The 23,007-nt window shown below is 66.9% G+C and carries 21 protein-coding genes; 2 read left to right on the top strand and 19 right to left on the bottom strand.

Annotated features, from left to right (window positions below):
• Positions 1-200: 200 nt before the first annotated feature.
• The 13 genes from BLV60_RS34100 to BLV60_RS16645 form a co-directional block, all read right to left on the bottom strand.
• Positions 201-662 carry a hypothetical protein gene (locus tag BLV60_RS34100; protein ID WP_143042593.1) on the bottom strand — a complete coding sequence of 154 codons (462 nt, stop codon included), beginning with the start codon at positions 660-662 and terminating at the stop codon, positions 201-203.
• 925 nt (positions 663-1,587) lie between these two features.
• Positions 1,588-2,559 carry an NAD(P)H-dependent flavin oxidoreductase gene (locus BLV60_RS16700; protein WP_093056378.1) on the bottom strand — a complete coding sequence of 324 codons (972 nt, stop codon included), beginning with the start codon at positions 2,557-2,559 and terminating at the stop codon, positions 1,588-1,590.
• 13 nt (positions 2,560-2,572) lie between these two features.
• The gene (locus BLV60_RS16695; RefSeq protein ID WP_093056377.1) at positions 2,573-3,505 is read right to left on the bottom strand and encodes an electron transfer flavoprotein subunit alpha/FixB family protein; all 933 of its coding nucleotides are present in this window, start codon (positions 3,503-3,505) and stop codon (positions 2,573-2,575) included.
• 2 nt (positions 3,506-3,507) lie between these two features.
• On the bottom strand, positions 3,508-4,257 hold the full coding sequence (locus tag BLV60_RS16690) for an electron transfer flavoprotein subunit beta/FixA family protein (protein WP_093056376.1): 750 nt from the start codon (positions 4,255-4,257) through the stop codon (positions 3,508-3,510).
• A 42-nt stretch (positions 4,258-4,299) separates the two neighbouring features.
• Positions 4,300-5,298, bottom strand: a complete 999-nt coding sequence (locus tag BLV60_RS16685) for a Bug family tripartite tricarboxylate transporter substrate binding protein (RefSeq protein WP_093056375.1) — start codon at positions 5,296-5,298, stop codon at positions 4,300-4,302.
• A 35-nt stretch (positions 5,299-5,333) separates the two neighbouring features.
• A complete protein-coding gene (locus tag BLV60_RS16680; RefSeq protein ID WP_093056374.1) occupies positions 5,334-7,286 on the bottom strand; it encodes an acyl-CoA synthetase in 1,953 nt (650 codons plus the stop codon).
• Between the two features lie 42 nt (positions 7,287-7,328).
• A complete protein-coding gene (locus tag BLV60_RS16675) occupies positions 7,329-8,333 on the bottom strand; it encodes a Bug family tripartite tricarboxylate transporter substrate binding protein (protein WP_093056373.1) in 1,005 nt (334 codons plus the stop codon).
• A 40-nt stretch (positions 8,334-8,373) separates the two neighbouring features.
• A complete protein-coding gene (locus BLV60_RS16670) occupies positions 8,374-9,582 on the bottom strand; it encodes a CaiB/BaiF CoA transferase family protein (protein WP_093056372.1) in 1,209 nt (402 codons plus the stop codon).
• Between the two features lie 70 nt (positions 9,583-9,652).
• Positions 9,653-10,465 carry an oxepin-CoA hydrolase, alternative type gene (locus BLV60_RS16665; protein WP_093056371.1) on the bottom strand — a complete coding sequence of 271 codons (813 nt, stop codon included), beginning with the start codon at positions 10,463-10,465 and terminating at the stop codon, positions 9,653-9,655.
• The gene (locus tag BLV60_RS16660) at positions 10,462-11,616 is read right to left on the bottom strand and encodes an acyl-CoA dehydrogenase family protein (RefSeq protein ID WP_093056370.1); all 1,155 of its coding nucleotides are present in this window, start codon (positions 11,614-11,616) and stop codon (positions 10,462-10,464) included. The genes BLV60_RS16665 and BLV60_RS16660 overlap by 4 nt, the downstream gene beginning before the upstream one ends.
• Positions 11,617-11,627: 11 nt before the next feature.
• On the bottom strand, positions 11,628-12,836 hold the full coding sequence (locus tag BLV60_RS16655; RefSeq protein ID WP_093056369.1) for an acyl-CoA dehydrogenase family protein: 1,209 nt from the start codon (positions 12,834-12,836) through the stop codon (positions 11,628-11,630).
• Between the two features lie 10 nt (positions 12,837-12,846).
• Positions 12,847-14,037: an acetyl-CoA C-acyltransferase gene (locus BLV60_RS16650; protein WP_093056368.1), complete on the bottom strand. Its 1,191-nt coding sequence runs from the start codon at positions 14,035-14,037 to the stop codon at positions 12,847-12,849.
• 39 nt (positions 14,038-14,076) lie between these two features.
• The gene (locus BLV60_RS16645; RefSeq protein ID WP_093056367.1) at positions 14,077-16,212 is read right to left on the bottom strand and encodes a 3-hydroxyacyl-CoA dehydrogenase NAD-binding domain-containing protein; all 2,136 of its coding nucleotides are present in this window, start codon (positions 16,210-16,212) and stop codon (positions 14,077-14,079) included.
• 141 nt (positions 16,213-16,353) lie between these two features.
• Between BLV60_RS16645 and BLV60_RS16640 the strand changes: the two genes are divergently transcribed.
• The gene (locus BLV60_RS16640; protein WP_093056366.1) at positions 16,354-17,268 is read left to right on the top strand and encodes a LysR family transcriptional regulator; all 915 of its coding nucleotides are present in this window, start codon (positions 16,354-16,356) and stop codon (positions 17,266-17,268) included.
• Here the strand turns inward: BLV60_RS16640 and BLV60_RS16635 are convergent.
• The 4 genes from BLV60_RS16635 to BLV60_RS16620 all read right to left on the bottom strand — a co-directional run bounded on the left by BLV60_RS16635 (position 17,244) and on the right by BLV60_RS16620 (position 20,167).
• A complete protein-coding gene (locus BLV60_RS16635; RefSeq protein ID WP_093056365.1) occupies positions 17,244-17,555 on the bottom strand; it encodes a hypothetical protein in 312 nt (103 codons plus the stop codon). The two genes, BLV60_RS16640 and BLV60_RS16635, sit on opposite strands and share 25 nt — an antisense overlap.
• 62 nt (positions 17,556-17,617) lie before the next feature.
• The gene (locus tag BLV60_RS16630) at positions 17,618-19,117 is read right to left on the bottom strand and encodes a sensor domain-containing diguanylate cyclase (RefSeq protein ID WP_176928814.1); all 1,500 of its coding nucleotides are present in this window, start codon (positions 19,115-19,117) and stop codon (positions 17,618-17,620) included.
• A gap of 89 nt (positions 19,118-19,206) precedes the next feature.
• Positions 19,207-19,797, bottom strand: coding sequence for a YbhB/YbcL family Raf kinase inhibitor-like protein (locus BLV60_RS16625; RefSeq protein ID WP_093056363.1), 591 nt, complete (start codon positions 19,795-19,797; stop codon positions 19,207-19,209).
• A 31-nt stretch (positions 19,798-19,828) separates the two neighbouring features.
• Complete coding sequence (locus tag BLV60_RS16620) at positions 19,829-20,167, bottom strand: Rieske (2Fe-2S) protein (RefSeq protein ID WP_093056362.1); 339 nt, start codon at positions 20,165-20,167, stop codon at positions 19,829-19,831.
• A gap of 54 nt (positions 20,168-20,221) precedes the next feature.
• On the opposite strand from BLV60_RS16620, the gene BLV60_RS16615 reads away from it, so the two are divergent.
• Complete coding sequence (locus BLV60_RS16615; RefSeq protein WP_093056361.1) at positions 20,222-20,737, top strand: ureidoglycolate lyase; 516 nt, start codon at positions 20,222-20,224, stop codon at positions 20,735-20,737.
• A 13-nt stretch (positions 20,738-20,750) separates the two neighbouring features.
• On the opposite strand, the gene BLV60_RS16610 is transcribed toward BLV60_RS16615, so the two are convergent.
• Entirely contained in the window at positions 20,751-21,929 is a 1,179-nt protein-coding gene (locus BLV60_RS16610) for an amidase (RefSeq protein ID WP_093056360.1), read from the bottom strand.
• A gap of 30 nt (positions 21,930-21,959) precedes the next feature.
• Positions 21,960-22,970, bottom strand: a complete 1,011-nt coding sequence (locus tag BLV60_RS16605; RefSeq protein WP_256329216.1) for an ABC transporter ATP-binding protein — start codon at positions 22,968-22,970, stop codon at positions 21,960-21,962.
• Positions 22,971-23,007: the final 37 nt, after the last annotated feature.

The following is a 23,007-nucleotide window of genomic DNA, read 5'->3' as shown; positions in this document are numbered from 1 at the left end:
GTTATGCGACCTGGTGTAAGTGTGCCCGCGCTGTTCGAACCTTCTGTCTAGGAGGCGAAGCTAGAGGGCGGTAGCGAACGTCGGCTTGTGGCCGAATGTAGCTGGATAGGTCGCCCGGACAAAGGGAGCGAAGCGGAAGCTCACATCGTCGAGAAGCAGTCGTTCAACCACGCCAGCCGGTAGGCGATGGAGATGACTGCTTAAGAGTTTGACCAGCAAACTTCGAGAGTGGCTGAATGAAAGCCGGGTATAGGCCAGCGCTTGCCTTCAAACCGGCTCGCAAGAGCCAGAAAGGCTTCAGTAGCCCGAAATATCGCACGCCGCCGAAATGTGGCATCGCGTAGAAGGTAAGCAGCGTTAGAAATTTCGATCTTGAGGTTGACGAATTGAGGGTTGACCCCGGAGCGTAGTGGATGGCTATCCAGTGCGACTTTCCCTGCGTGATAGTCTAGGTCCCACGCATGCCAGATGGCTTCCATTTCTACAACACGACTCAGAAGAGTGGCATCGACTGGCGCGAGGTCAAAAATTCCAGACCGAGGCGTAGAACTACTTTCATGAAGCCAAAAGTAGTGTGGCATGCCTGCGAAATCGGCAACCCCTTCCCATGGCAGTTCGATCTCTCCGTCATAGTCAAAGTAGCTATAAACGCGTTCGGCCATCAAAGTCTCCGTGCCCCAAAATGTCGACTCCTGGCCGCATTGTGCCGGCTCGGCGAGCGACCGGTTCTGGCCGATAGTACCCATTCGCGCAAGGCCGAGGGATGTCGGCAATCGCTGCAAAGCAGACGCTCGCATTGTCTGTCGACGATCAGCATGGAGCGCATAGCTGCCACCGAGGCTTACCCCACAAGCAGCCTCAACCGAACCGAATTCCCTCCATCACGAAGGCTTCAGCCGTCGTACCCCAAAGAACCCCGCTCTCTAGGCGGGCCGCGAAACCTGCAGCCCGCGGACCAGCCGCTAACCGCCAGCCTCAGGCGCCCCACGTCGCGCCTTCTCACTCACCTGAAACAGCTCCCCAGCCTTGCGAGCCAGCTCAGCCGCAAGCCAAAGCAAGTTGTCCAATCGTCGAGGCCCATCCCCGCTGCACCAGTCGATGTCTTCCCCGTGGCAGACCCACAGAAGAGCTTCGAGTTGAGAGAGGGTGTTTTCGAGAAGATCCGCCGGGTCTTGGGCGTTGTCTTCGGAAGCTACCGGCGTGCGAGGCCGGGCTATAGTCTTGGTAGCCATTTTTGTGCGGTTCCTTGAGAGGTGATTGCACGAACTTGGTTAGACGGTCGGGGTGCTAGTAACACCTCGGCCGTCGCCTTTTGATACCTCGCATTTGCATCGCTGCTTTCGCACCGACGACCTGCCGCGAGGCAAGCAGCCTTCAAACATCTCGGTGGCTGGGTGTGTTGCGCCTTTCTTCTTCCCTTGGTGGGGTATCGAGTGACAGGGGCATCCACTCTAGAGAAGAACCCGGCGAAGTAAGCGTTCCATGCGGCATGAAGTCTCGGCGACTGCCAACAAATGCAGCTTCCGCAGCGGCTCTGAACGATCACCCCGTCGGCGTGAGCGTCGCCCCGGATGCGAGCTGAAAGACTCAGTCCATCCAGGACCGCGCCCGGTCCAGATGCTCCCGGCACTCGCGCACCATGCGCTCGAGCAGCTCGGCACAAGTCGGAATGTCGTCGATCAGCCCGATGCACTGCCCGGCCGAGACCACGCCGTTGTGCACCTCGCCAGACTCCAGCGCCGCACGGCCCCGCGCACCGGCCACCAGCGGTCGCACGTCCTCGAACTCGCAGCCGCCCGGGCGGTTCTCCGTGGCTACCACCTCTTCGGAGATGGCGTTGCGGAACACGCGCGCCGTGTTGTGCAGGGTGCGGAACATCAGCTTCGTGTCGCGCTCGGTCGCCTCGACCAGCGCCTGCTTGATGTTGTCGTGGATCGGCGCTTCCTTCGTCACGCAGAAGCGCGTGCCCATGTTGATGCCCTCGGCGCCCAGCGCCAGCGCGGCGGCCATGCCGCGCCCGTCGGCGATGCCGCCCGAGGCGATGATCGGAATGCGCAGCTTGCGCGCCGCCACCGGCAGCAGCACCAGGCCGGGCACGTCGTCCTCGCCCGGATGGCCCGCGCATTCGAAGCCGTCCACCGATACGGCATCGACGCCATTGCGTTCCGCCGATAGCGCATGGCGCACCGAGGTGCACTTGTGCACGATCTTCACGTCATGGCGCTTCAGCGCCTCGATGAAGTCCTTCGGGCTGTTGCCCGCGGTCTCCACGATCTTGATGCCGCTGTCGATGATGGCCTGCACGTACTCCGCATACGGCGGCGGCTTCACGGCGGGCAGGATCGTGAGGTTCACGCCGAAGGGCTTGTCGGTGAGCGTGCGGGTGCGCGCGATTTCGTTGCGCAGGTCGTCGGGCGTGGGCTGCGTCAGCGCGGTAACGATGCCGAGGCCCCCGGCATTCGACACGGCCGCGGCCAGTTCGGCGCGGCCGACCCATTGCATGCCGCCCTGGATGATCGGGTAGCGGATGCCGAGCAGTTCGGTGATGCGGGTCTTCATCGTCGAAGACCCCTTACAGCGCCTTCACCAGTTCCGGCACGGCCGTGAACAGGTCGGCCACGAGGCCGTAGTCGGCCACCGAGAAGATCGGGGCTTCTTCGTCCTTGTTGATCGCCACGATCACCTTGGAGTCCTTCATGCCGGCCAAGTGCTGGATCGCACCCGAGATGCCCGCTGCGATGTACAGCTGCGGCGCGACGATCTTGCCGGTCTGGCCCACTTGCCAGTCGTTGGGGGCGTAGCCTGCGTCGACGGCTGCGCGGCTGGCGCCAAGGCCCGCGTTGAGCTTGTCGGCCAGAGGGGCCATCACTTCGGTGAACTTCTCTGCGCTGCCGAGGGCTCGGCCACCCGAGACGATGATCTTGGCTGCGGTCAGCTCGGGGCGCTCGCTCTTGGTGACTTCACGGCCCACGAAGCTGCTCTTGCCGCTGTCTGCGACGCCTTCGGCCGTTTCGACGGCTGCGCTGCCACCCGTGGCTGCTGCGGCATCGAAGCCGGTCGTGCGCACCGTGATCACCTTGGTTGCGTCACTGCTCTGCACGGTGGCAATAGCGTTGCCAGCATAGATCGGGCGCTCGAAGGTGTCGGGGCTGACAACCAAAGTGATGTCGCTGATCTGGGCCACATCGAGCTTGGCAGCCACGCGCGGCGCGACGTTCTTGCCGTTGGCGGTCGAGGGGAACAGGATGTGGCTGTAGTTGCCGGCGATGGCCAGGACTTGAGCTGCGACGTTCTCGGCGAGGTTCTCAGCCAGGCTGGGGCTGTCGGCCACGATGACTTTGGAGACTCCGGCGATCTGTGCGGCGGCCTTGCCGGCTTCGGCTGCATTGGCACCGGCCACCAGCACGTGGACATCGCCGCCGCAGGCGAGTGCAGCAGTCACGGTGTTGAGGGTCGCGGGCTTGACGGTCGCGTGGTCGTGTTCGGCAATAACAAGTGCGGTCATGTTCAGATCACCTTCGCTTCGTTCTTCAGTTTGTCCACCAGCGTTGCAACATCGGGCACCTTGATGCCGGCACCGCGCTTCGGAGGTTCCGAGACCTTCAGGGTCTTCAGGCGCGGCTTGACGTCCACGCCCAGGTCTTCGGGTTTGAAGACGTCGAGCTGCTTCTTCTTGGCCTTCATGATGTTGGGCAGCGTGACGTAGCGCGGCTCGTTCAGGCGCAGGTCGGTGGTGATGACGGCCGGCAGGCTCAGGGAGATGGTTTCCAGGCCGCCGTCGACTTCACGGGTGACGGTGGCTTTGTCGCCAGCGACTTCGACCTTGGAGGCGAAGGTGGCTTGAGGCAGGTCAGCAAGAGCCGCCAGCATCTGGCCGGTCTGGTTGGCGTCGTCGTCGATGGCTTGCTTGCCCAGGATGATGAGCGACGGCTGTTCCTTGTCCACCAGCGCCTTGAGCAGCTTGGCGACGGCCAGCGGTTGCAGTTCTTCGGTGGTTTCCACGAGGATGCCGCGGTCGGCGCCGATGGCCATGGCGGTGCGCAGGGTTTCCTGGCACTTGGCGTCACCGCACGAGACAGCGATGACTTCGGTCACAACGCCCTTTTCCTTCAGCCGCACGGCTTCTTCAACGGCGATCTCGTCGAAGGGGTTCATGCTCATCTTGACGTTGGCAATGTCCACTCCGGTGCCGTCGCTCTTGACGCGCACTTTCACGTTGTAGTCGACGACCCGTTTCACGGGCACAAGAACTTTCATGGCTGTTCCTTTGAATGACGAAGAAATGAATGAGTGAATGGGTTACTCGAGCTTGGCGCCCGACTGCTTGATGAGCCGCTCCCACACCGGGCGCTCCGCCTTCCAGGCGGTAGCGAAGAGTTCGGGCGAGCTGTCCTTGATCTCGAAGCCCATGGCTGCCACGCGTTCGCGCACGTCGGGCTGCTGCGTGGCCTTGCGCACTTCTTCGGCGATGCGGTCCACGATGGGTTTCGGTGTCTTTGCAGGAGCCGCGATGGCGAGCCAGCCCGTTACGCGGTAGGCCTCGTCCTTCAGGCCTTGCTCGGCGAGCGTGGGCACGTTGGGCAGCGTGCTCATGCGGCGCTCGCCGCTCACGCCGATGGCGCGGATCTTCCCGGAATCGATGTGCGGCTTGGCCACCAGCGCGCTCGCATACGCCATCTGGATCTGGCCGCCGATCAGGTCCTGCATCATCGGCGCCTCGCCCTTGTAGGCGACGTGGTTCATGTCGGACTGCGTCGCCAGGCTCATGTGCGCGCCGGCCAAGTGCGGGTACGCGCCCACGCCGTACGAGCCGTAGGCCACCTTGCCCTTGTTGGCGGTGACGTACTTCAGCAGCTCAGGGCCGGTCTTCACGGGAACGCTCGGGTGCACCACCAGCACCAGCGGCGCCATCGCGATCTGGTAGACCAGCGTGAGGTCGCGCTGCGTGTCGTAGGGCAGCTTCTCGTAGAGGAACTCGTTGGTCATCAGCGAATTGCTCAGCCCCAGCACGATGGTGTAGCCATCGGGCGCAGCCTTGGCGACCGCGTCGGTGCCGATGATGCCGGCCGCGCCGGGCTTGTTGTCGATGATGACGGGCTGGCCCAGGCCGGCCGACATCTTCTGGCCGATCACGCGCGCGAGCACGTCGGTGGCGCCGCCAGCGGCGAAGGGCACGACCAGGCGGATTGGTTTGTTCGGGTAAGCGGTCTGGGCATTTGCCGCAGGCAGTGCGCACAGCGTGGCGACGGAAGCAGCGGCGCACAGCAGGGCGCGGCGGTTCGGAAGGCGGATGGTCATGGCTTGTCTCTGTCTCTCTGTCTTGGTTTCAAAAATCACTGCGCCCCGATGCGCGTCTTGAAGGGCAGCGGCTCCAGCGCCTTCTGTAGCCGCTCCTGAAGCGATGCGGCCAGTGCGCCAGCTGCCGCGTTGTCGATCAGCACACGCACGAGGCTCTCGCCTTCGGTCTTGACGACGGGGCGCGCGGCCTCGGGCAGGCCGAGCGAAACGCACACCTCGACGACCGTCGCGCTCACCACCTGGCGTGCGGCCATCGCGCGCAGCTCGGGCTTGTAGATCTTTCCGACGTTGGTCATCGGCATGGTCTCGATCACCGACACCCACTTGGGCTTTGCGGGCGCTTCGTCCACGCGCTCGGCGGTGAAGGCCAGCAGCTCTTCTTCCGTTGCCGAGGCGCCGGGCACCAGCGTCGCGAAGATCACCGGCAGTTCGCCCGCATAGGCATCGGGCGCACCGACCGCGGCGCACAGCTGCACGGCCGGGTGTGCGCCCAGCGCGTCCTCGATGGTCTTGGGGTCGATGTTGTGGCCGCTGCGGATGATCAGGTCCTTCGAGCGGCCCGTGAGGTTGAGCCGCTCTTCGCTGTCGATCCAGCCCAGGTCGCCGGTTGCGAGCCAGCCGTCGGCCGTGAAGGCCTTGGCGTTGTCGGCCGGGTCCACGAAGCCGGAGAACACATTGGGCGACTTGAACAGCACCATGCCCTGTTCGCCGGGCGCCACCTCGCGGTCGCTGGCGTTGCCGTTCTCGTCGAGCGCCACCACGCGCATCTGCATGTAGGGCAGGCGAAAGCCCACGCAGCCCGCGGGTCCGTCCACGCCCGGCGGCGTGATGGTCGAGATGCCGGCCATCTCCGTCATGCCCAGGCTCTCGTGCACGTGCAGGCCGAACAGCCGCTCGAAGCGCGCGGCCAGCTCGGGCGCGAGCACGGCGGCGCCGGTGCGGCAGTAGGTGATGGAGGAAATGTCCGCGCCGTCCAGCGGCACATTGGCCAGCGCCGCGAGCACGGTGGGCACGGCCGACAGCGAGGTCGGGCGGTACTTCGCCACCAGCTTCCAGTAGTTGGCCAGCACCTCCTTGTTGCGCAGCAGCGAGGGCGTGGGAATGATCACTTCCACGCCCGCCGACAGCGACGACAGCGAGGCCGGCAGCACGCCCGCCACGTGGAACAGCGGATAGCCGTTGATGGAGATGCCGTTCTCGTTCATGCCCGCGACCTGCACGCTGGCCCATGCGGTGAACACCTGCGCGCCGTGGCTGTGCCGCGCGAGCTTCGGCGCACCCGTGGTGCCGCCGGTGTGGAAGTAGGCGGCGATGTCGGTCGGCGCGATGTCGCGGCCGCTCACGAGGCGGTCGTCGGGTTGCGCGGCGCGCAGCACGTCGAACTCGGCGACTCCTTCGGGGAGCGTTCCGGCAGTGCCAGGCGCTTCATCGTGCGGCGCAACGCGCAGTACGGTGGTCAGCGTCGGCACCTGGCCGCGCAGGCGCATCGCCTTCGACCACATGCCCGATTCGCTGTCCGAGCCGTAGGCGATCAGCACCTTGGCGCGTCCCGCGGTCATCAGCGCGACCAGCTTCTCGTCGGTAAGCAGCGGGTTCAGCGGCTGCACGATGCCGGCCGCCTCGCCGCCCCACAGCGCGAGGTGGTACTCCAGGCAACCAGGCAGCAGCACCGCCACCGCGTCGTCAGGCCCCACACCCAGCGTGTGCAGCATGTTCGCGGTCTGGTGGATGCGCGCGAGCAACTCGGCGTACGACCAGCGAATGGGTTCGTCGGCCGGGTTGCCGGTGCGCAGGAAGGTCAGCGCCGTCTTGTTGCCGAAGGCATGGCCCGCGTTGCGGAAGATCTCGTAGGTGCTGCGCACCGTGAGCGCCTGCTCCAGCGGCGTCTCTTCGAGCTTGCGGATGTCGGCGAGGCTGCGAACGGGAAGGGCGGGGCGGAACGGCGCGCCGACGGGGGTGCTGTAGTTGTTGTCGTGCCTGGTTGTCATGTCTTGTCTCCTTGGTGTTGTCGCCCTGCCGGCCCGGCCGTTTTACTGGTTCGTGATGTGGTTGTCGCGAATGACCTTGCCCCAGCGCTCGAAGTCCTCGCGCATGCGCACGCCCGTCTGCTCGGGCGTGCGGTAGGCCGAGAAGGTGCCGACGCTCTGGAGCTTGTCCTGCACTTCCTTGTCGGCCAGCGCGGTCTTGAGTTCGGCGCTCATGCGGTCGATCACCTCCTTGGGCGTGCCGGCCGGCGCCAGCAGGCCGCCCCAGGAGGTTGCGTCGAAGCCCGGGAAGCCCTGCTCGGCCACCGTCTTCACGTCGGGCAGCAGGCTCACGCGCTGGCCGGAGCCGACCGCGATGGCGCGCAGCTTGCCGGCCTTGATGTGCGGCAGCACGCCCACAAGGTCGGAGAACATCGCGGGCACCTGGCCGCCGATCAGGTCGGTCACGGCCGGCGCGCTGCCGCGGTAGGGCACGTGCTGCATGTCGAACTTGCCGATGGTCTTCAGCTGCTCGGTCGTCAGGTGGCCGAAGCTGCCGGCGCCCGCGCTCGTGTAGTTGAGCTTGCCGCCTTCGGCCTTGGCCTTGGCGATCAGGCCCTGCACGCCGGTCACGTCGGGCAGCGACTTGGGGTTGACCACCAGCACGATCGGCAGGTCGTACACCGAGCCCACGGGCGTGAAGTTCTTGAAGATGTCGTAGCCGGTGGGGCCGTACAGGTGCGAGGCCAGCAGCGTGGGCGTGGCCAGCATCACGAAGGTGTAGCCATCGGGCGCGGCGCGGGCCGCGGCAGCAGCGCCCACGGTGCCCGATGCGCCGCTGCGGTTGTCGATCACGATGTTCTGCTTGAGCGCGACCGACATCTTCTGCGCCACGATGCGCGAGGCCACGTCGGTCGGGCCGCCGGGCGGGAAGGGCACGATCAGCGTGATCGGCTTGGCGGGCCAGGCCTGCGCGAGGGCGGTGCCGGCCACCAGGGGCAGGGCGAGTGCGAGAAGGGCGCGGCGAACGGGACTGCGAAGGGAACTGCGAAGGGAAGAAAAGGATGCCATTGGGTCTTGTCTACTTTGGAAATGCGGGCGCCTGTCTTCTTCAGACGACGCCACTCGTTTTGAGCGCGGCCAGCTTTTCATCCGACAGGCCGAGCAGGGACTGCAGCACGTCGTGCGTGCCTTCGCCCAGTGTGGGCGGCGCGCTGCGCACCGGCAGGCGCTCGCCATCGAAACGGTAGGGCGGCGCCAGCACGTTGACTGTGCCGGCCACCGGGTGCGGCTGCGTGGTCACCAGGCCGGCATCGGTTGCGCGCTTCGATTGCAGCGCTTCGAGCAGGCCCAGCACTTCGCCGCACGGAATGCCCGACGCCGTGAGTTTGGCGAGCAGGTCGGTGCGTTGGCGTTTGGCCAGCTCGGCGTGCAGCTCGGGCAGCAGCACCGCGCGGTTGGCCGAACGCAGGATGTTGGTCTTGAAGCGCTCGTCGGCCGCAAGGTCGGGCCGTTCGATCACGTCGGTGCAGAAGCGCGCGAACTGCGCGTTGTTGCCCACCGTGATGACCAGCGGGCCGTCGGCCGCATCGAACACGCCGTAGGGCACGATCGACGGGTGCGAGTTGCCATAGCGCGGCGGGTCTTCGCCCATCAGCAGCGCTTCGAGGCCGTAGTAGGCGGTGATCATCAGGCCGCAGTCGAACAGCGCCATCTCGACATGCCGGCCCTTGCCGGTTTTCTCGCGCTGGTACAGCGCCGCCAGGATGGCCTGCGCCGAATACATGCCGGTGAACAGGTCGACGGCAGCCACGCCGAACTTCAGCGGCGGTTGGTTCGCTTCGCCGTTCAGTGCCATCAGGCCGGCTTCGCCTTGCACCACGAGGTCATAACCCGGCCGTGCGGCTTCGGGGCCGGTGCGGTCGTAGCCCGAGATCGAGCAGTAGATGAGGCCCGGCTGCTCCTTGCTCAGCTGTTCGTAGCCCAGGCCCAGCTTGTCGATGCCGCCGAACTTGAAGTTCTGGATCACCACGTCGCATTGCTTCGCGAGGTCGCGCGCGAGCTGCTGGCCTTCGGGCGTCTGCAGGTCGAGCGTGACCGAGCGCTTGTTGCGATTCACGCTGTTGAAGTAGGCGGTCTCGGTCTTGCCGACACGCAGGCCCCAGTCGCGCGTGTCGTCGCCGCGGCCGGGGTGCTCCACCTTGATGACTTCGGCACCCATGTCGGCCAGCACCATGCCGCACCAGGGGCCCGCGAGGATGCGGGACAGATCGAGGACGCGCACGCCGGCAAGCGGCAGCGAGGAATTCAGCGAAGACATGGCAGCTCCAGAAAGACGAAAAACCTCCGCACTCGCGTGCAAGAGGTTGAAGGGGTGAGCACGGCGCGTGTCAGGACGCGTCCTGCTTCTGTCGGCGCAGCGCGACGAAGTCGGCCTTGCGCTTGCCGAGGAACGCGCCAATGCCTTCGGCCGCTTCAGCGTCCGCCTGCGACTCGACCATGAAGATGGCCTCGGCGTCGAGCTGCTCTTCCAGCGTGGCGCGGTGTGCCTGGCGGCACAGCGTCTTGATGCGTGCGCTCGTGCGTTGCGGGCCGCTTGCCACCTTGGCTGCGAGCGCGATGGCTTCGGCCAGCGCTGCGCCCTTGTCGGTCAGGCGGTTGACCGCACCCAGCGCGTGCAGGCGCTCGGCCGGCATGCGGTCGCCGGTGAGGCACATCTCGGTCAGCACCTGGCGCGAGACGAACTCCGACAGGAATGCCGTGGCGCCGCCGTCGGGCGTGAGGCCGACCTTGACGTAGGCCACGGTAAAGAAAGCGTCGCGTGCCGACACCAGCATGTCGCAGGCCAGCGCCATCGACAGGCCCGCGCCGGCAGCGCCACCTTCGACCGCCGCGATCACGGGCTTGCCGCAATCGCGGATCGCGCGGATCAGGTCATGCAGGCCTTCGAGCTTTTCGCGGCGCTCCGACGCGGGCAGCTCGCGGCGCTTGGCCAGCAGGTTGAGGTCGCCGCCAGAGCAGAAGAAATCGCCCGCGCCGGTGAAGACGATGGCGCCGACCTCGGGGTCGTTCTGTGCGTCGGTGAGCGCGGCCGACAGCTCGGCGTACAGCGTCGGCGTGATCGCGTTGCGTGCGCCGGGGTTGCTGTTGGTCAGGATGCGGACAGCGCCTTCCTGCGAGATCAGAACCGTCTTGTCCGTCATGCCGCCAGCTCCTTGCCGGACTCTTTGCCCAGGGCAATGTAGCGCTGCAGATGATGGTCTTCGTCGCCCAGCTGGTGGTCGATCATCACGAGGCGCTTGGCGTAGTGGGGCATCGGCAGCTCCCACGTCATGCCGATGCCGCCGTGCATCTGGATGCTTTCTTCCGCCACCAGCGCGCCAATGCGGCCGATGCTGAATTTGGCGGCCGACAGCGCACGCTCGCGCGTCAGGCGGTCGCCGGTGTCGATGGCTGCCGCTGCGTTGATGACGGCCGAGCGGGCCTGTTCGATCTCGAGCAGCAGGTCGGCCATGCGGTGCTGCAGGGCCTGGAAGCTGCCGATCAGCGTGCCGAACTGCTTGCGCGTGCGCAGGTACTCCAGCGTCGCGGTCTTGGCCGCCTCCATCGCGCCCAGCGCTTCGGCGCACAGCGCGAGCACGCCGCGGCCGATGGCACGTTCCAGCGTAGCGTGGCCCTGGCCTTCGGTGCCCAGCAGTGCATCGGCGCCCAGCTTCACGCCGTCGAATGCAAGTTCGGCCACGCGGCCGCCGTCGATGGCGGGGCAGCCGCGCACCGTGAGGCCTGCCGTCTTCGCGGGCACGAGGAACAGCGAGATGCCGGCTTCGTCGTCCACCTTGCCCGAGGTTCGGGCGGAGACGAGGAACAGGTCGGCCTGCTCGCCCTGAGGTACCACGGCCTTGGCGCCGTGAAGCACCCAGCCATCGCCGCTGCGCTCGGCCTTGGTGGCCACGCGCGTGCGTTCGTAGTGCGTGTCGGCCTCGTCGTGCGCGAAGGCCGCGACGGTCACGCCGTTGATGATGTCTGCGAGCTTTTCTTTCTGCGCGTCGCTGCCGGCGGCGCTGATCGCCTCGCCGACCATTACCGCGCCCAGCAGCGGCTCGATCACCAGGCCGCGGCCCAGGGCCTCGAAGACCACGGCGATGTCGAAGCCGCCGCCGCCGAAGCCGCCGTCGGCCTCGCTGAACAGCGCGCCGATCACGCCCAGTTCGGCGAACTGCTGGAAGATTTCCTTGCTGAACCCGTGCTCCGACTTCGCGATGCGGTCGCGTGCGTCGAAGGCGTACTGCTCGGCGATGAAGCGGTTCAGGCTGTCGGCGAGCATGCGCCGGTCTTCGGTGTGTTCGAAGTTCATTGCATGTCTCCTTACAGGCCCAGGATCATCTTGCTGATGATGTTCTTCTGGATTTCGTTCGAGCCGCCGAAGATCGACAGCTTGCGGTTGTTGAAGTAGCGCGAGGCGGCAGCCGATGCATAAGCCGGTCCGAAGGTCTCGCCCGTGAAGCCGTCCTTCAGCGCCTCTGCAATGAAGGGGCGGCCATAGACGCCCATCGCTCGGCGGGCCAGCGAAGAAATCTCCTGGCGGATCTCGGTGCCGCGAATCTTCAGCATCGAGCTTTCCGCGCCTGGAACGCCGCCACCGGCCACCGCCGCGATCACGCGCAGGTTGGTGGTCTTCATGTTCTCCAGGTCGATCTCGACGCGCGCCATGCGTGCCGCGAAAGCCGGGTCTTCGGCCAGCGGCTTGCCGTTTTTCGTCTGCGTGGCGGCAATGCCCTTCAACTGTTCGAGCGCGGCCACCGAGAAGCCCACGCCCGCGATGTTGGTGCGCTCGTACGTCAGCAGGTACTTGGCGCAGGTCCAGCCCTTGTTCTCTTCGCCCACGAGGTTCTCGGCAGGCACGCGCACGTCGGAGAAGAACACCTCGTTCACCTCGTGCTCGCCGTCGAGCGTGATGATCGGGCGCACTTCCACGCCGGGCGAAGTCATGTCGATCAGCAGGAAGCTGATGCCTTCCTGCTTCTTCGCCTCGCGATTCGTGCGCACCAGGCAGAAGATCATGTTGGCGTGCTGGCCCAGCGTGGTCCAGGTCTTCTGGCCGTTCACGATGTAGTGGTCGCCCTGCGCGTCGATGCCGCGCACGGCCGAGGTCTTCACTGCCGCCAGGTCGGAGCCTGCGCCGGGTTCCGAGTAGCCCTGGCACCACCAGTCGGCACCGTTCAGGATGCGCGGCAGCCAGTAGCTTTTCTGCGCCTCATTGCCGTACTTGATGAGCACCGGGCCGAGCATGTTCACGCCGAAAGGCACGATGCGCGGCGCGAAGGCCAGCGCGCACTCGTTCTCGAAGATGAACTTCTCGACCGCCGTCCAGCCCGGGCCGCCGTACTGCTCGGGCCAGTGGTTGGCCAGCCAGCCGCGCTCGTTGAGGATGGCGTGCCATTCCTGCATGTCGGCCTTCTCGAGGATCTTGCCGCCGCGCACTTTCTCCGACAGCCGCACGGGCAGCTTGTCGGCCAAGAAGGCGCGCACCTCGCTGCGGAAGGCTTCTTCTTCGGGGGTGAAGTTCAGGTCCATCGCAGGCTCCTCAATAGATTTCGAACAGACCGGCCGCGCCCATGCCGCCGGCGATGCACATCGTGACCACGGCGTACTTCGCGCCGCGGCGCTTGCCTTCGATGAGCACGTGGCCCGTGAGGCGCGCGCCGGTCATGCCGAAGGGGTGGCCGATGGAGATCGCGCCGCCGTTCACGTTCAGAAGCTCCGACGGAATGCCCAGCTTGTCCTGGCAGTAGATCGATTGCGAGGCGAAGGCTTCGTTGAGTTCCCACAGGCCGATGTCCTGCACCTTGAGGCCATGGCGCGCGAGCAGCTTGGGCACCGCGAAGACCGGGCCGATGCCCATTTCGTCGGGCTCGCAGCCGGCCACTGCCAGGCCGCGGAAGGCGCCCAGCGGCTTGATGTTGGCGCGCTCGGCGTCCTTGGCTTCCATCAGCACGCAGGCCGATGCACCATCGGACAGCTGCGAGGCGTTGCCTGCGGTGACGAACTTGTCCTCGCCCATCACGGGCTTCAGCTTGGCGAGCGCCTCGTAGGTGGTGCCGCGGCGGTTGCAGTTGTCTTCCGTGGCGGTGACTTCGCGGTAGGTGACTTCCTTCGTGTCCTTGTCGGTCACGGCCATCGTGGTGGTGCAGGCGACGATCTCGTCCTTGTAGCGGCCGGCGATCTGCGCTTCTTCGGTGCGGCGCTGGCTCTCGGCGGAGAAGCGGTCCTGCGCCTCGCGGCTGATGGCGTAGCGCTTGGCCACGATGTCGGCGGTTTCGATCATCGCCATGTACAGCGCGGGCTTGTGCTCGACGATCCACGGGTCCATGCCGCTGTCGCCAGCATCGGTGGCGCTGCGCGAGCGGATCTGCGAGATGCTTTCGACGCCGCCCGCGATCATGGCCGGCGCGCCGTCCACCACGATGCGGCCCGCGGCCATCGCAATCGCCTGCAGGCCCGAGGCGCAGAAACGATTGACCGTGGTGCCAGCGATGCTGATCGGCAGGCCCGCGCGAATGATGGCCTGGCGCGCGATGTTGCGGCCGGTGGTGCCTTCAGGGTAGCCGCAGCCGAGGATCGCGTCCTCGATCAGCGCCGCGTCGAGGCCCGAGCGCTCTACCGCTGCCTTCACCGCGAAAGCCGCCAGCGTGGGGCCGGGGGTGATGTTGAATTCGCCGCGGTGCGCCTTGGTGAGCGGGGTGCGGGCGGTGGAAACGATGACGGCTTCACGCATGGGAATGTCTCCTGGACGGCTGACTGGAATGGACTCTGATTACTCGGATTGATTGAGGCTGGCGAAATCGGCGCCTTGCGCGACCAGTTCGACCAGCAGCGGCGAGGGCTTCCAGAAGATCGGGTCTTCCTTGGCGAACTCGCGGATGTCGGCCAGCACCTTGGGCAGGCCCACGGTGTCGGCGTACTTCATCGGGCCGCCGCGGTGGCGCGGAAAGCCGTAGCCGTAGAGGAAGGTCACGTCCACGTCGAGCGGGCGCAGCGCGATGCGCTGGAGCACGACGTTGGCGCCCTCGTTGATCATTGCGGCCATGTAGCGGCGCATGATTTCTTCCTCGGTGAAGGCGCGCGGCTTGATGCCCGCGCGTTCGCGCTCGGCATCGATGATGGCCAGCACCTCGGGGTCGGGCACGCCGGTGCGGGCGCCTTCGGGGTACAGGTAGTAGCCGCGCTGCGTCTTCTGGCCGAACCAGCCGCGTTCGCAGATGCGGTCGGCCACCTGCACGTAGCGCGCCTGCGGGTCGCGCGTGGCGGCCTTGCGCTTGCGCGTGGCCCAGCCGATGTCGCCGCCGGCCAGGTCGGACACCTGGAACGGGCCCATTGGGTAGCCGAAGTTGCGCACCGCTTCGTCGATCTGATAGGGCGAGGCGCCGTCTTCCATCATGTGGTCGGCGGCCTGGCGGTACACCGCGAGGATGCGGTTGCCGATGAAGCCGTCGCACACGCCGGCGCGCACCGGCACCTTCTTGAGCTTCTTCGCGAGCTCGAAGCCGGTGGCGACCACGTCGGCGCCCACCTTGGCGGGCACCACGATCTCCAGCAGCTTCATGATGTTGGCGGGCGAGAAGAAGTGCAGGCCCACCACGTCCTGCGGGCGCGAGATGCTGTCAGCGATCTCGTCGATGTCGAGGTACGAGGTGTTGGTGGCGATCACGGCGCCGCGCTTGCACACGCGGTCGAGTTCGGCGAACACGGCCTTCTTGACGCCCATTTCCTCGAACACGGCCTCGACCACGATGTCGACCTGCGCGAGCGCGTCATAGGACGTGGAGCCCGAGAAGCGTGCCATGACGGCGGCCTTGGCCTCGGGCGTCATGCGGCCCTTTTTGATGAGGCCGTCGTACACCTTCTCCACGTTGGCGCGGCCGCGCGCGAGCTGAGCGTCGTCGCGCTCGATCATGGTCACGGGCATGCCCGCGTCGAGCATCGCCACCGCGATGCCCGCACCCATGGTGCCGCCGCCGATGATGCCGGCCGACTCCAGCGCACGCGGCTTCGCGCTCTTGGTCTCGGGCGCCTTCAGCACTTCGCGCTCGGCGAAGAAGGCGTGGATCAGGCCGGCGCGCTGCGGGCTGTCGATGCACTGCAGGAACAGCTTGCGTTCGAGCGCCATGCCTTCGTCGAAGGGCAGCGTGAGCGCGCCCTCGACGGCTTCGATGATCTTCATCGGCGAGAACAGGCCGCGGCTCTTCTTGGCGGTGTCGGCGCGCGCGGCTTCGAGGGCTGCGCGGCTGGCTTCCTTGTCGGCCAGCGCGCCGGCTTCGCGCGTGCGGCGCACCGGGGCCTTGGCGGCGATCAACTCCTGCGCGTAGGCGAGGCCTTCGGCCAGCGCGTCGGCATCGGTGCCGAGGCGGTCGACGAGGCCGAGCGACAGCGCTTCCTTCGCGCCCGCATGGCGGCCGCTGAGCATCAGGTCGAGCGCGGGCTTCACGCCGATGAGGCGCGGCGCACGCTGCGTGCCGCCCGAACCGGGCAAGAGGCCCAGTGCCACTTCGGGCAGGCCGAGCTTGGCCGTGGGCGAGGCGATGCGGTAGTGTGCCGACAGCGCCACTTCGAGCCCGCCACCCAGTGCGGCACCGTGGATGGCGGCAACAACCGGCTTCGTGCAGTTCTCGATCTTCAGGCAGACCTCGGGCAGCGACGGCGGTTGCGGCGTCTTGCCGAACTCGCGGATGTCCGCACCCGCGATGAAGTTGCGGCCCGCGCCGACGATCAGCACCGCCGCGGCAGCGCTGTCGGCCTCGGCCGCGTCGATGGCGGCCACGAGGCCGCGGCGCACATCCACGCCCAGGGCGTTGACGGGCGGGTTGTCGATGGTCACCACGAACACGTCGCCTCGACGCTGGAAGGTGACGGGACCGTTGGACGTGGAGGGGCTGGGAGTTGTGGTGGCCATGTGCTTGCTTGTCTCTTTGCGTTGCGAACCGTGCGGTTCGAGGCTCTGGGGGTGAACCCAACATTCTTTGTCCGCCGCGTCGCTTTGACAATTGCATAGGCGGTTGACAGACTGTCAAAGAATTTTTGACACAATCGGCCCATGGACCTCCAGTCGCTCACTTTGTTGGTGGAAATTCTTGACGCCGGCAACCTGAGTGCCGCAGCCCGCCGGCTCAAGATGAGCCGCGCCAACGTCAGCTACCACCTGAACCAGCTGGAGCGCTCGGTGGGCGCGCAACTGGTGCGGCGCACCACCCGGCGCGCCGAGCCGACCGAAATCGGCCTGCGGCTCTACCAGCACGGCGTGGCCATCCAGGGCGAGCTGCTGGCGGCGCGCGAATCGGTAACGACGCTGGGGCAGGGCCTGCAGGGCCGCGTGCGCCTGAGCGTGCCCAGCGGCTACGGCCAGCTCGTGATGGCCGACTGGCTGATCGACTTCAAGCGCCAGTACCCCGGAATCGTGCTCGACGTGGTGTTCGAGAACCGCATCGAAGACCTGCTGCGCGACGAAGTCGACATCGCGATCCGCGTGATTCCCGAGCCGCCGCAGAACCTGGTGGCGCGCGAGATGGGGCCGGTGCGCTACGTGGCCTGCGCTTCAACCGACTACGCGGCGAAGAACCCGCTGCCGGTGCAGCTGGACGCGCTGCAGGGCGCGCCGGTGGTCACCGCCGCCGTCATCGGGCGACAGCTGCGCGTGTCGGCCTACCAAGGCGAGACGAGGCGTGAAGTGATCCTGGAGCCGACGCTGATCTCGGAAAACTTCCTGTTCCTGCGCCAGGCCATCCTCGCGGGGCTGGGCATCGGGCTCGTGCCTGATTACGTGGTGCAGGAAGACGTGCGCAAAGGCGACGTCGTGACCACGCTCGACGACTGGCGCCTGAGCATCTTCGGCACGCAGATGTTCATGCTCTACATGCCGAACCGCCAGCACACGCGGGCGATCCGGACGTTCATCGATTTCATTCTGGAGCGGGTTCGGGTGCCTGGCTATGAAGGCCCGGACGTGAAGTAGATCAATAGAGCCACTACGCCGATCAACAGCCAGGTAAGAAAGCCGACTACGCTGCCCCAGTCCATGCTGAGCACGATGCGCCCGCTGGGCGCTCTGAGCCAGCGCGAGGTCATCGCGTCGACGCCTTCCTCGGGCTGCTCGACGACAACGAGTCCCAGTGTGGCGATCGGAACGACGATGAATCCGGTGACGTAGCCGGCCAGGTGCAGTACGGCCTCCGCGACGGGCTGCAGCACCAGTTCGATCACGGGTCGGATCAGGGCTTCGGCAAGGCCTTCAATGGGCATCGGTTCTTTTCAGCAATCGCAACTTTCACACACTGTCGGTCTGGCCATCCTGGTGTTGATGGCTACAGCTGTCGCCGCTCTGCCGCTGTACTCTCGTAGTGCCGTGACTTGTCGACATACATCGCCCGGTCCGCCCGCTGCAGCGCCACTTCGAGCGACTCGTCTCCATGGCAGGTTGCGAGCCCGATGGCCAGGCTCAAGGCATGGCCGCTTTGCCCCGCGTGGAACTGGTTGTTCATTTCGAGCAGCGTGAGGATGCGCTCGCGCATTGCCTCGGCGCCGCGCTCGTCGGTCATCGGCAACAGCACCGCGAATTCGTCGCCGCCGATGCGCGCGGGCCAGGCCGGCGGGTCGACGGCCTTGTCGAGCACCTCGCCCATGCGGCGCAGCAGCGAGTCGCCGGCGGCGTGGCCTTCATGGTCGTTGATCTGCTTCAGGCCGTTGAGGTCGATGGCCACGATCGACACCGGCCAGGGGCCCTTGCGCGACAGGCGGTTCAGCTCTTCGGTGTAGTAGGTGCGGTTGCACAGCTGTGTGAGCACGTCGTGCTTGCCGAGGTACTCCAGATAGGCCTCGGCCTTCTTGCGCGCGGTGATGTCTACCAGCGACACCAGCACCAGGTCCCAGGTGCCCTGCCGGTCTTCCTGCACCGCGAACTGCATGTGGATGTTCAGCACCTCGCCCGACAGCGAGTAGTTGAGCACCTCGCGATGCTGCACGGTCTTGCCGTTCCACAGGTCTTGCAATTGCTCGGCGAACGATTCGCGCATCTCGTCGCGGAAGATGCGCGAGATGCTGCCCAGCAGCGTGGGCAGGTCGGGCGCGCCGAACATGCGCAGCGTTTCGTGGTTCACGTCGATGACGCGAATCTCCTGCATGCAGCGCGCGACGAAGTCGGGGTGCACCTTGATGAAGGTGGCGAAGTCGGTGATGCCGCGTGCGCGGATGCTCTCGAGCAGCGAGCGCACCGCGCTGAAGTCTTCCACCCACAGCGACACGGGCGAGCGGTCGAACAGGCTGCGCGCGTACATGGCGCTCTCGTCGCGCAGGCGCTGCGCGGCCACGCGCTCGGTAACGTCGTCGAGCGACACCAGCACGCGGCTCCAGCTGTCTTCGTACCCCGGCAGCACGCGGGCACGCACGCGCACGTCGAGCCGCCGGCCGTCGAGCGCGTAGTTGACGGTCTCGCTCTCGAAGGTGAGCTGGCCGTGCCACAGCTGGTCGAGCTCGTGCACCACGGTGGCCGACATGTCGCCGCGGAACACGCGGTCCAGCGCGCCGAGCAGGGTCTCCTGGCTGTCGGCGGCAAAGAGTTTCAGCGTGTGCTGGTTGACCCGCAGCACCTTCAGCAGCGCCATGCAGTCGCTCACGCGCTGCGGGTCTGCATGCAGGTGCGCCACCAGGTTGGTCACGCCCTCGGCGCGCCAGCCGTCGAGCTTGCGCTTGAGGTCGCCGTAGTCTTCGATCCAGAGCGAGACGGGCGCCAGGTCGAACATGGCGTCGAGGTCGCCGATGGACGGTGGGGCCGAAGAGGGGGAGGACGCGGCAGCGGGCTGGGCCATCGATGAAGCTTTCGAAGAAGCGGCTGCAGCCATGGCTGACGAATGCCGGCGAACTGAAGCCTTAATTATTACTCGCGCACCCGCTGCATTCAGCGGCTGTAGAGGCCCACCACGCTCTGCCCGCCCAGTGCATGGCCCTTGAGCGCGGCCAGCAGGGCGTCGCGCGCAAGGCCTGCCGGCAGGCTGCCCGGTGCGAAGTCGGTGGCAACCACGGTCATCACGTAGTGATGCGGCCGGTCGCCCACCGGCGGGCACATGCCGCGATAAGCGGGTGCGCCGGCCACGTTCGGGCCCATGGTGAAGTTGAAGTTCGAGCCCGCCTGGCCTTCGCCCGCCTTGAGCTCGCCACGCTCGGCCGCGATGTTGTAGGCCACCCAGTGCGACACGCCGAGGCCGGCCGCGCCATCGGGGTCGAACACCAGCACGGCGACCGACTTGGTCTTGGCCGGCAGGTTGCTCCAGGCCACGGGCAGCGAGACGTTCTTGCCGCCGCAGTCGCCCGCGCCGGCGTAGTCGGCCGGAATGACGCCGTTGTCGCCGAAGGCGCTGGACGTGACCTTCATGCCCGTGAAGGCCTTGCCGCTGCCGGGCGACATGCCGGTGCAGCCCGCCATGAGGCCGGCGAAGGCGAGGGCCGTGACCGACAGGGTGAGGGGGTGAAGCCTGTTGTTGCTGCGCATATCTTTTTCTCCTGGAGGGTTGTCTTCGTCTTCATTCGGCCTGGCCGAGCCACACGCTGCCGTCCGCTTTTTCATGCACCGCCAGCGGCGTGAGCCGTGCGCCGCGGCAGGGGCCGCCGACGCACTTGCCGGTGTCGGGCTCGAAGATGGCGCCGTGCCGCGCGCACATCAGGAAGCGGCCTGAACTTTCCAGCACCTGGCCTTCGAAATCAAGCGGGCCGCCTGCATGGGGGCACTGGTTGAGATAGCCGTGCACGCTGCCTTGCCAGCGCACGGCAAAGGCCTGGGCGCCGCCCGGTGCCGTGAACATGGCGGCGAGGCCGCCATCGGCAAGCGCCGGGGCGATCAACTGGGGCTCTGTCGTGCTCATGGCGAACAGTATCCCTCGCGTGGCGGAAGGCATGCTTTCTGCTGCAATTGCGGCATGAACGATTTTTCTCCCGCCAGCGCAGCGTTGCTCGTCGCGCAGCCGCTGACTTCCCATGCCTTTGCCCCGTATGGCACCGTGATCGAGGCACCCACCGGCGAGGGCCGGCCCATCAACGGAGGCAATGCACAGCGCTTCGACCTGCTCGACGACCTGCGGCTAGACGCCGAAGGCGGACGGCCGATGCTCGCGCTGTTCCGCGCGCAGGCGCGGCGCTTTCCGCACGAGGTGTCGGAGATGGAGCGCCACGCGCTCGGCAGCCAGACCTTCGTGCCGCTGGGCGACAGGCGCTTCGTGATCGTGGTCGCGCGCGCGGGCGAGGCGCCCACCTCGGCACAGCAACTCGCGGCTTTCGTCACCGACGGGCGCCAGGGCGTGGTGCTCGCGCCCGGCACCTGGCATCACGCGCTGCTGGCGGTGGATGCGGGCGACTTCGTGGTGATCGAACGCGCGGGAGGCGATGTCGATTGCGACGTCTGCTTTCTTCGGCAGAGCGGCAGCGTGCAGTTCTGAGGCTTGCCCGGCCTCAGCCCGCGAGGCGCTGCGCCAGCGCAACCAGCGACCGGTCCGACCCCGCCGGCCCGAGCAGCGAGATGCCCAGCGGCGCACCGTCGCGCGAGGCCAGCGGCATCGAGAGCTGCGGAAAGCCCGCCAGGCCCGCGATGCACAGCATGCGGATCGCGCGGTTGCGGTAGTCCTCCAGCGCGGCTTCGCTGTCGCTGCGCAGCGGTGCGATGTCGGGCATGGTCGGCATCAGCAGCACGCTGTCGGTGCCGAGCAGCGCGGCCAGGTGCTCACGGAATGCGGTGCGGAAGGTGCGGCCCGCTGCAACCTGCGCATCGGTCACTTCCCGCGACCACGCAAAGCGTTCGGCCACGCCCGGACCGAGCGGCGGCGCGTAGCGTTCGATGAGTGGGCCATCGGTGAGCCAGGCCTCGCGCGACTGCAGGTAGCGGAAGTTCCAGTACATCGTGTCGAAGGATTCCAGCGCCACCGTGGTGCCCTTGGCGGCACCGAGCAGGCCCTGCACGCGGTCGGCTGCGCCCTTCAGCGCTTCGATTGCGGCGGGCACGGCCAATGCCCAGACATCGTCGGGCCGCAGCAGCCGCACGCGTTCGGGCAGGGGCGTGGCGTCGGCGCCCAGCAGCACATCGGCCACGCGCGCGAAGGTGCCGATGTCGCGCGCGAACCAGCCGCAGGTGTCGAAGCTGGGTGCGAGGTCGAGCGCGCCTTCGAGGCTCACGCGGCCGTGGGTGGGGCGCAGGCCGTACAGGCCGCAGTGGTTGGCCGGCGCGCGCACCGAGCCGCCGGTGTCGGTGCCCAGCGCGAAGTCGCACAGGTTCGACGACACGGCCGAGGCCGAGCCAGAAGACGAGCCGCCGGTAATGCGCGTGGGTGCGCCGCCGTTGATCGGCGCGCCGAAATGCGCGTTGTTGCCGTTCATCGAGAACGCCAGTTCGTCGGTCACGGTCTTGCCGGCAAAGCGCGCGCCGGCATCGAGCAGCTTCTGCACGGTCGGCGCGGTGCGGGTCTTGATGCCCGACATCGCCAGCACGATGGGATTGCCGCCGCCCGTGGGGTAGCCGGCCACGTCGAACAGGTCTTTCGCCGCAAAGCTCAGGTCGGCCAGCGGACCGGTCGCAGCGCGCGCCACCGGCGCATCGGGGTACGGAACGAAGGCGTGGGCGGGGTCGTGCAGAGGCATGGCGATGAAAGATGTTGAAGAGGTTGTCTGTCAGGCGACGAGCACCGGCGCAATGGCCGCCGCGGCATCGGTGTGGATGCAGCGCACGCGGTGGCTCGGCGCGAGCTCGACCACCGGTGGTTGCGCGGTGCGGCAGGCATCGCTTGCGAGCGCGCAGCGTTCGGCAAAGGCGCAGCCGGGCGGCAGCGCGGACAGGTCGGGCGGCGCGCCGCCGATGGTTTCGAGCCGCGTGCCGCGCGCCAGCGCACCGTGCGCGCGGCTCTTGAGCAACGCGATCGTGTACGGATGGCGCGGCGAGCGGATCAGCTCGCGCGCAGTGCCTTCCTCGACGATGCGGCCGGCATACATCACCGCGATGCGGTCGGCCACCTCGACGGCGGCGCCGATGTCGTGCGTGACGAAGATCACCGACAGCCCCAGGTCGCGCTGCAGCTCGCGCAGCAGCAGCAAGATCTGGATCTGCACCGTGGCGTCGAGCGCAGTGGTGGGCTCGTCGGCCAGCAGCAGCTGGGGCTTGCAGGCGAGTGCCAGCGCGATCATGGCGCGCTGGCGCATGCCGCCCGACATCTCGTGCGGATAGGCCTGCAGGCGCCGTTCGGGGCTTGGAATGCGCACGCGCTCGAACAGCGCCAGCGCACGTTGTTGCGCCTCGGCCTGCGTGACGGATTCGTGCCGGCGGATCGACTCGACGATCTGCGCGCCTACCGAATACACCGGGTCGAGCGCCAGCAGCGGCTCCTGGAAGATCATCGACGCGACCTTGCCGCGGAAGTCGGCCAGCTCGCGCTGCGACATCGCGAGCACGTCGCGGCCGGCCACCTGCACCGTGCCGTCCATGCGGGTGCGGCGCTCGGGGTGCAGGCGCAGCAGGGTGCGCATGGTCACGCTCTTGCCCGAGCCCGATTCGCCGATCAGCGCGACGACCTCGCCGCGCTGCACTTCGAGGCTCACGCCGCTGACGGCGTGCACCGGCTTGCGTCCGCCGCTGAAGGTAACGCTGAGGTCGCGCAGGCGGACCATCGGTTCGTTGTTGTCGCTCATTGGGGTACCTTCGTGCTTCGCACTGCGGTGCGAGCTT

The sequence above is a fragment of the Variovorax sp. YR634 genome (assembly GCF_900106655.1).
In the GTDB taxonomy this organism is placed as follows: Bacteria; Pseudomonadota; Gammaproteobacteria; order Burkholderiales; family Burkholderiaceae_C; genus Variovorax.
This window is presented reverse-complemented; position numbering and strand designations above follow the sequence as displayed.

What these genes read in the sequence shown, in the direction of transcription:
- BLV60_RS16690 (WP_093056376.1), bottom strand. Translation starts at nt 4,257, where the DNA reads ATGAAAGTTCTTGTGCCCGTGAAACGGGTCGTCGACTACAACGTGAAA.
- BLV60_RS16675 (WP_093056373.1), bottom strand. Translation starts at nt 8,333, where the DNA reads ATGGCATCCTTTTCTTCCCTTCGCAGTTCCCTTCGCAGTCCCGTTCGC.
- BLV60_RS16685 (WP_093056375.1), bottom strand. Translation starts at nt 5,298, where the DNA reads ATGACCATCCGCCTTCCGAACCGCCGCGCCCTGCTGTGCGCCGCTGCT.
- BLV60_RS16625 (WP_093056363.1), bottom strand. Translation starts at nt 19,797, where the DNA reads ATGCGCAGCAACAACAGGCTTCACCCCCTCACCCTGTCGGTCACGGCC.
- BLV60_RS16665 (WP_093056371.1), bottom strand. Translation starts at nt 10,465, where the DNA reads ATGACGGACAAGACGGTTCTGATCTCGCAGGAAGGCGCTGTCCGCATC.
- BLV60_RS16620 (WP_093056362.1), bottom strand. Translation starts at nt 20,167, where the DNA reads ATGAGCACGACAGAGCCCCAGTTGATCGCCCCGGCGCTTGCCGATGGC.
- BLV60_RS16635 (WP_093056365.1), bottom strand. Translation starts at nt 17,555, where the DNA reads ATGCCCATTGAAGGCCTTGCCGAAGCCCTGATCCGACCCGTGATCGAA.
- BLV60_RS16670 (WP_093056372.1), bottom strand. Translation starts at nt 9,582, where the DNA reads ATGTCTTCGCTGAATTCCTCGCTGCCGCTTGCCGGCGTGCGCGTCCTC.
- BLV60_RS16640 (WP_093056366.1), top strand. Translation starts at nt 16,354, where the DNA reads ATGGACCTCCAGTCGCTCACTTTGTTGGTGGAAATTCTTGACGCCGGC.
- BLV60_RS16660 (WP_093056370.1), bottom strand. Translation starts at nt 11,616, where the DNA reads ATGAACTTCGAACACACCGAAGACCGGCGCATGCTCGCCGACAGCCTG.
- BLV60_RS16630 (WP_176928814.1), bottom strand. Translation starts at nt 19,117, where the DNA reads ATGGCCCAGCCCGCTGCCGCGTCCTCCCCCTCTTCGGCCCCACCGTCC.
- BLV60_RS16695 (WP_093056377.1), bottom strand. Translation starts at nt 3,505, where the DNA reads ATGACCGCACTTGTTATTGCCGAACACGACCACGCGACCGTCAAGCCC.
- BLV60_RS16655 (WP_093056369.1), bottom strand. Translation starts at nt 12,836, where the DNA reads ATGGACCTGAACTTCACCCCCGAAGAAGAAGCCTTCCGCAGCGAGGTG.
- BLV60_RS16650 (WP_093056368.1), bottom strand. Translation starts at nt 14,037, where the DNA reads ATGCGTGAAGCCGTCATCGTTTCCACCGCCCGCACCCCGCTCACCAAG.
- BLV60_RS16700 (WP_093056378.1), bottom strand. Translation starts at nt 2,559, where the DNA reads ATGAAGACCCGCATCACCGAACTGCTCGGCATCCGCTACCCGATCATC.
- BLV60_RS16605 (WP_256329216.1), bottom strand. Translation starts at nt 22,970, where the DNA reads ATGAGCGACAACAACGAACCGATGGTCCGCCTGCGCGACCTCAGCGTT.
- BLV60_RS16680 (WP_093056374.1), bottom strand. Translation starts at nt 7,286, where the DNA reads ATGACAACCAGGCACGACAACAACTACAGCACCCCCGTCGGCGCGCCG.
- BLV60_RS16645 (WP_093056367.1), bottom strand. Translation starts at nt 16,212, where the DNA reads ATGGCCACCACAACTCCCAGCCCCTCCACGTCCAACGGTCCCGTCACC.
- BLV60_RS16610 (WP_093056360.1), bottom strand. Translation starts at nt 21,929, where the DNA reads ATGCCTCTGCACGACCCCGCCCACGCCTTCGTTCCGTACCCCGATGCG.
- BLV60_RS34100 (WP_143042593.1), bottom strand. Translation starts at nt 662, where the DNA reads ATGGCCGAACGCGTTTATAGCTACTTTGACTATGACGGAGAGATCGAA.
- BLV60_RS16615 (WP_093056361.1), top strand. Translation starts at nt 20,222, where the DNA reads ATGAACGATTTTTCTCCCGCCAGCGCAGCGTTGCTCGTCGCGCAGCCG.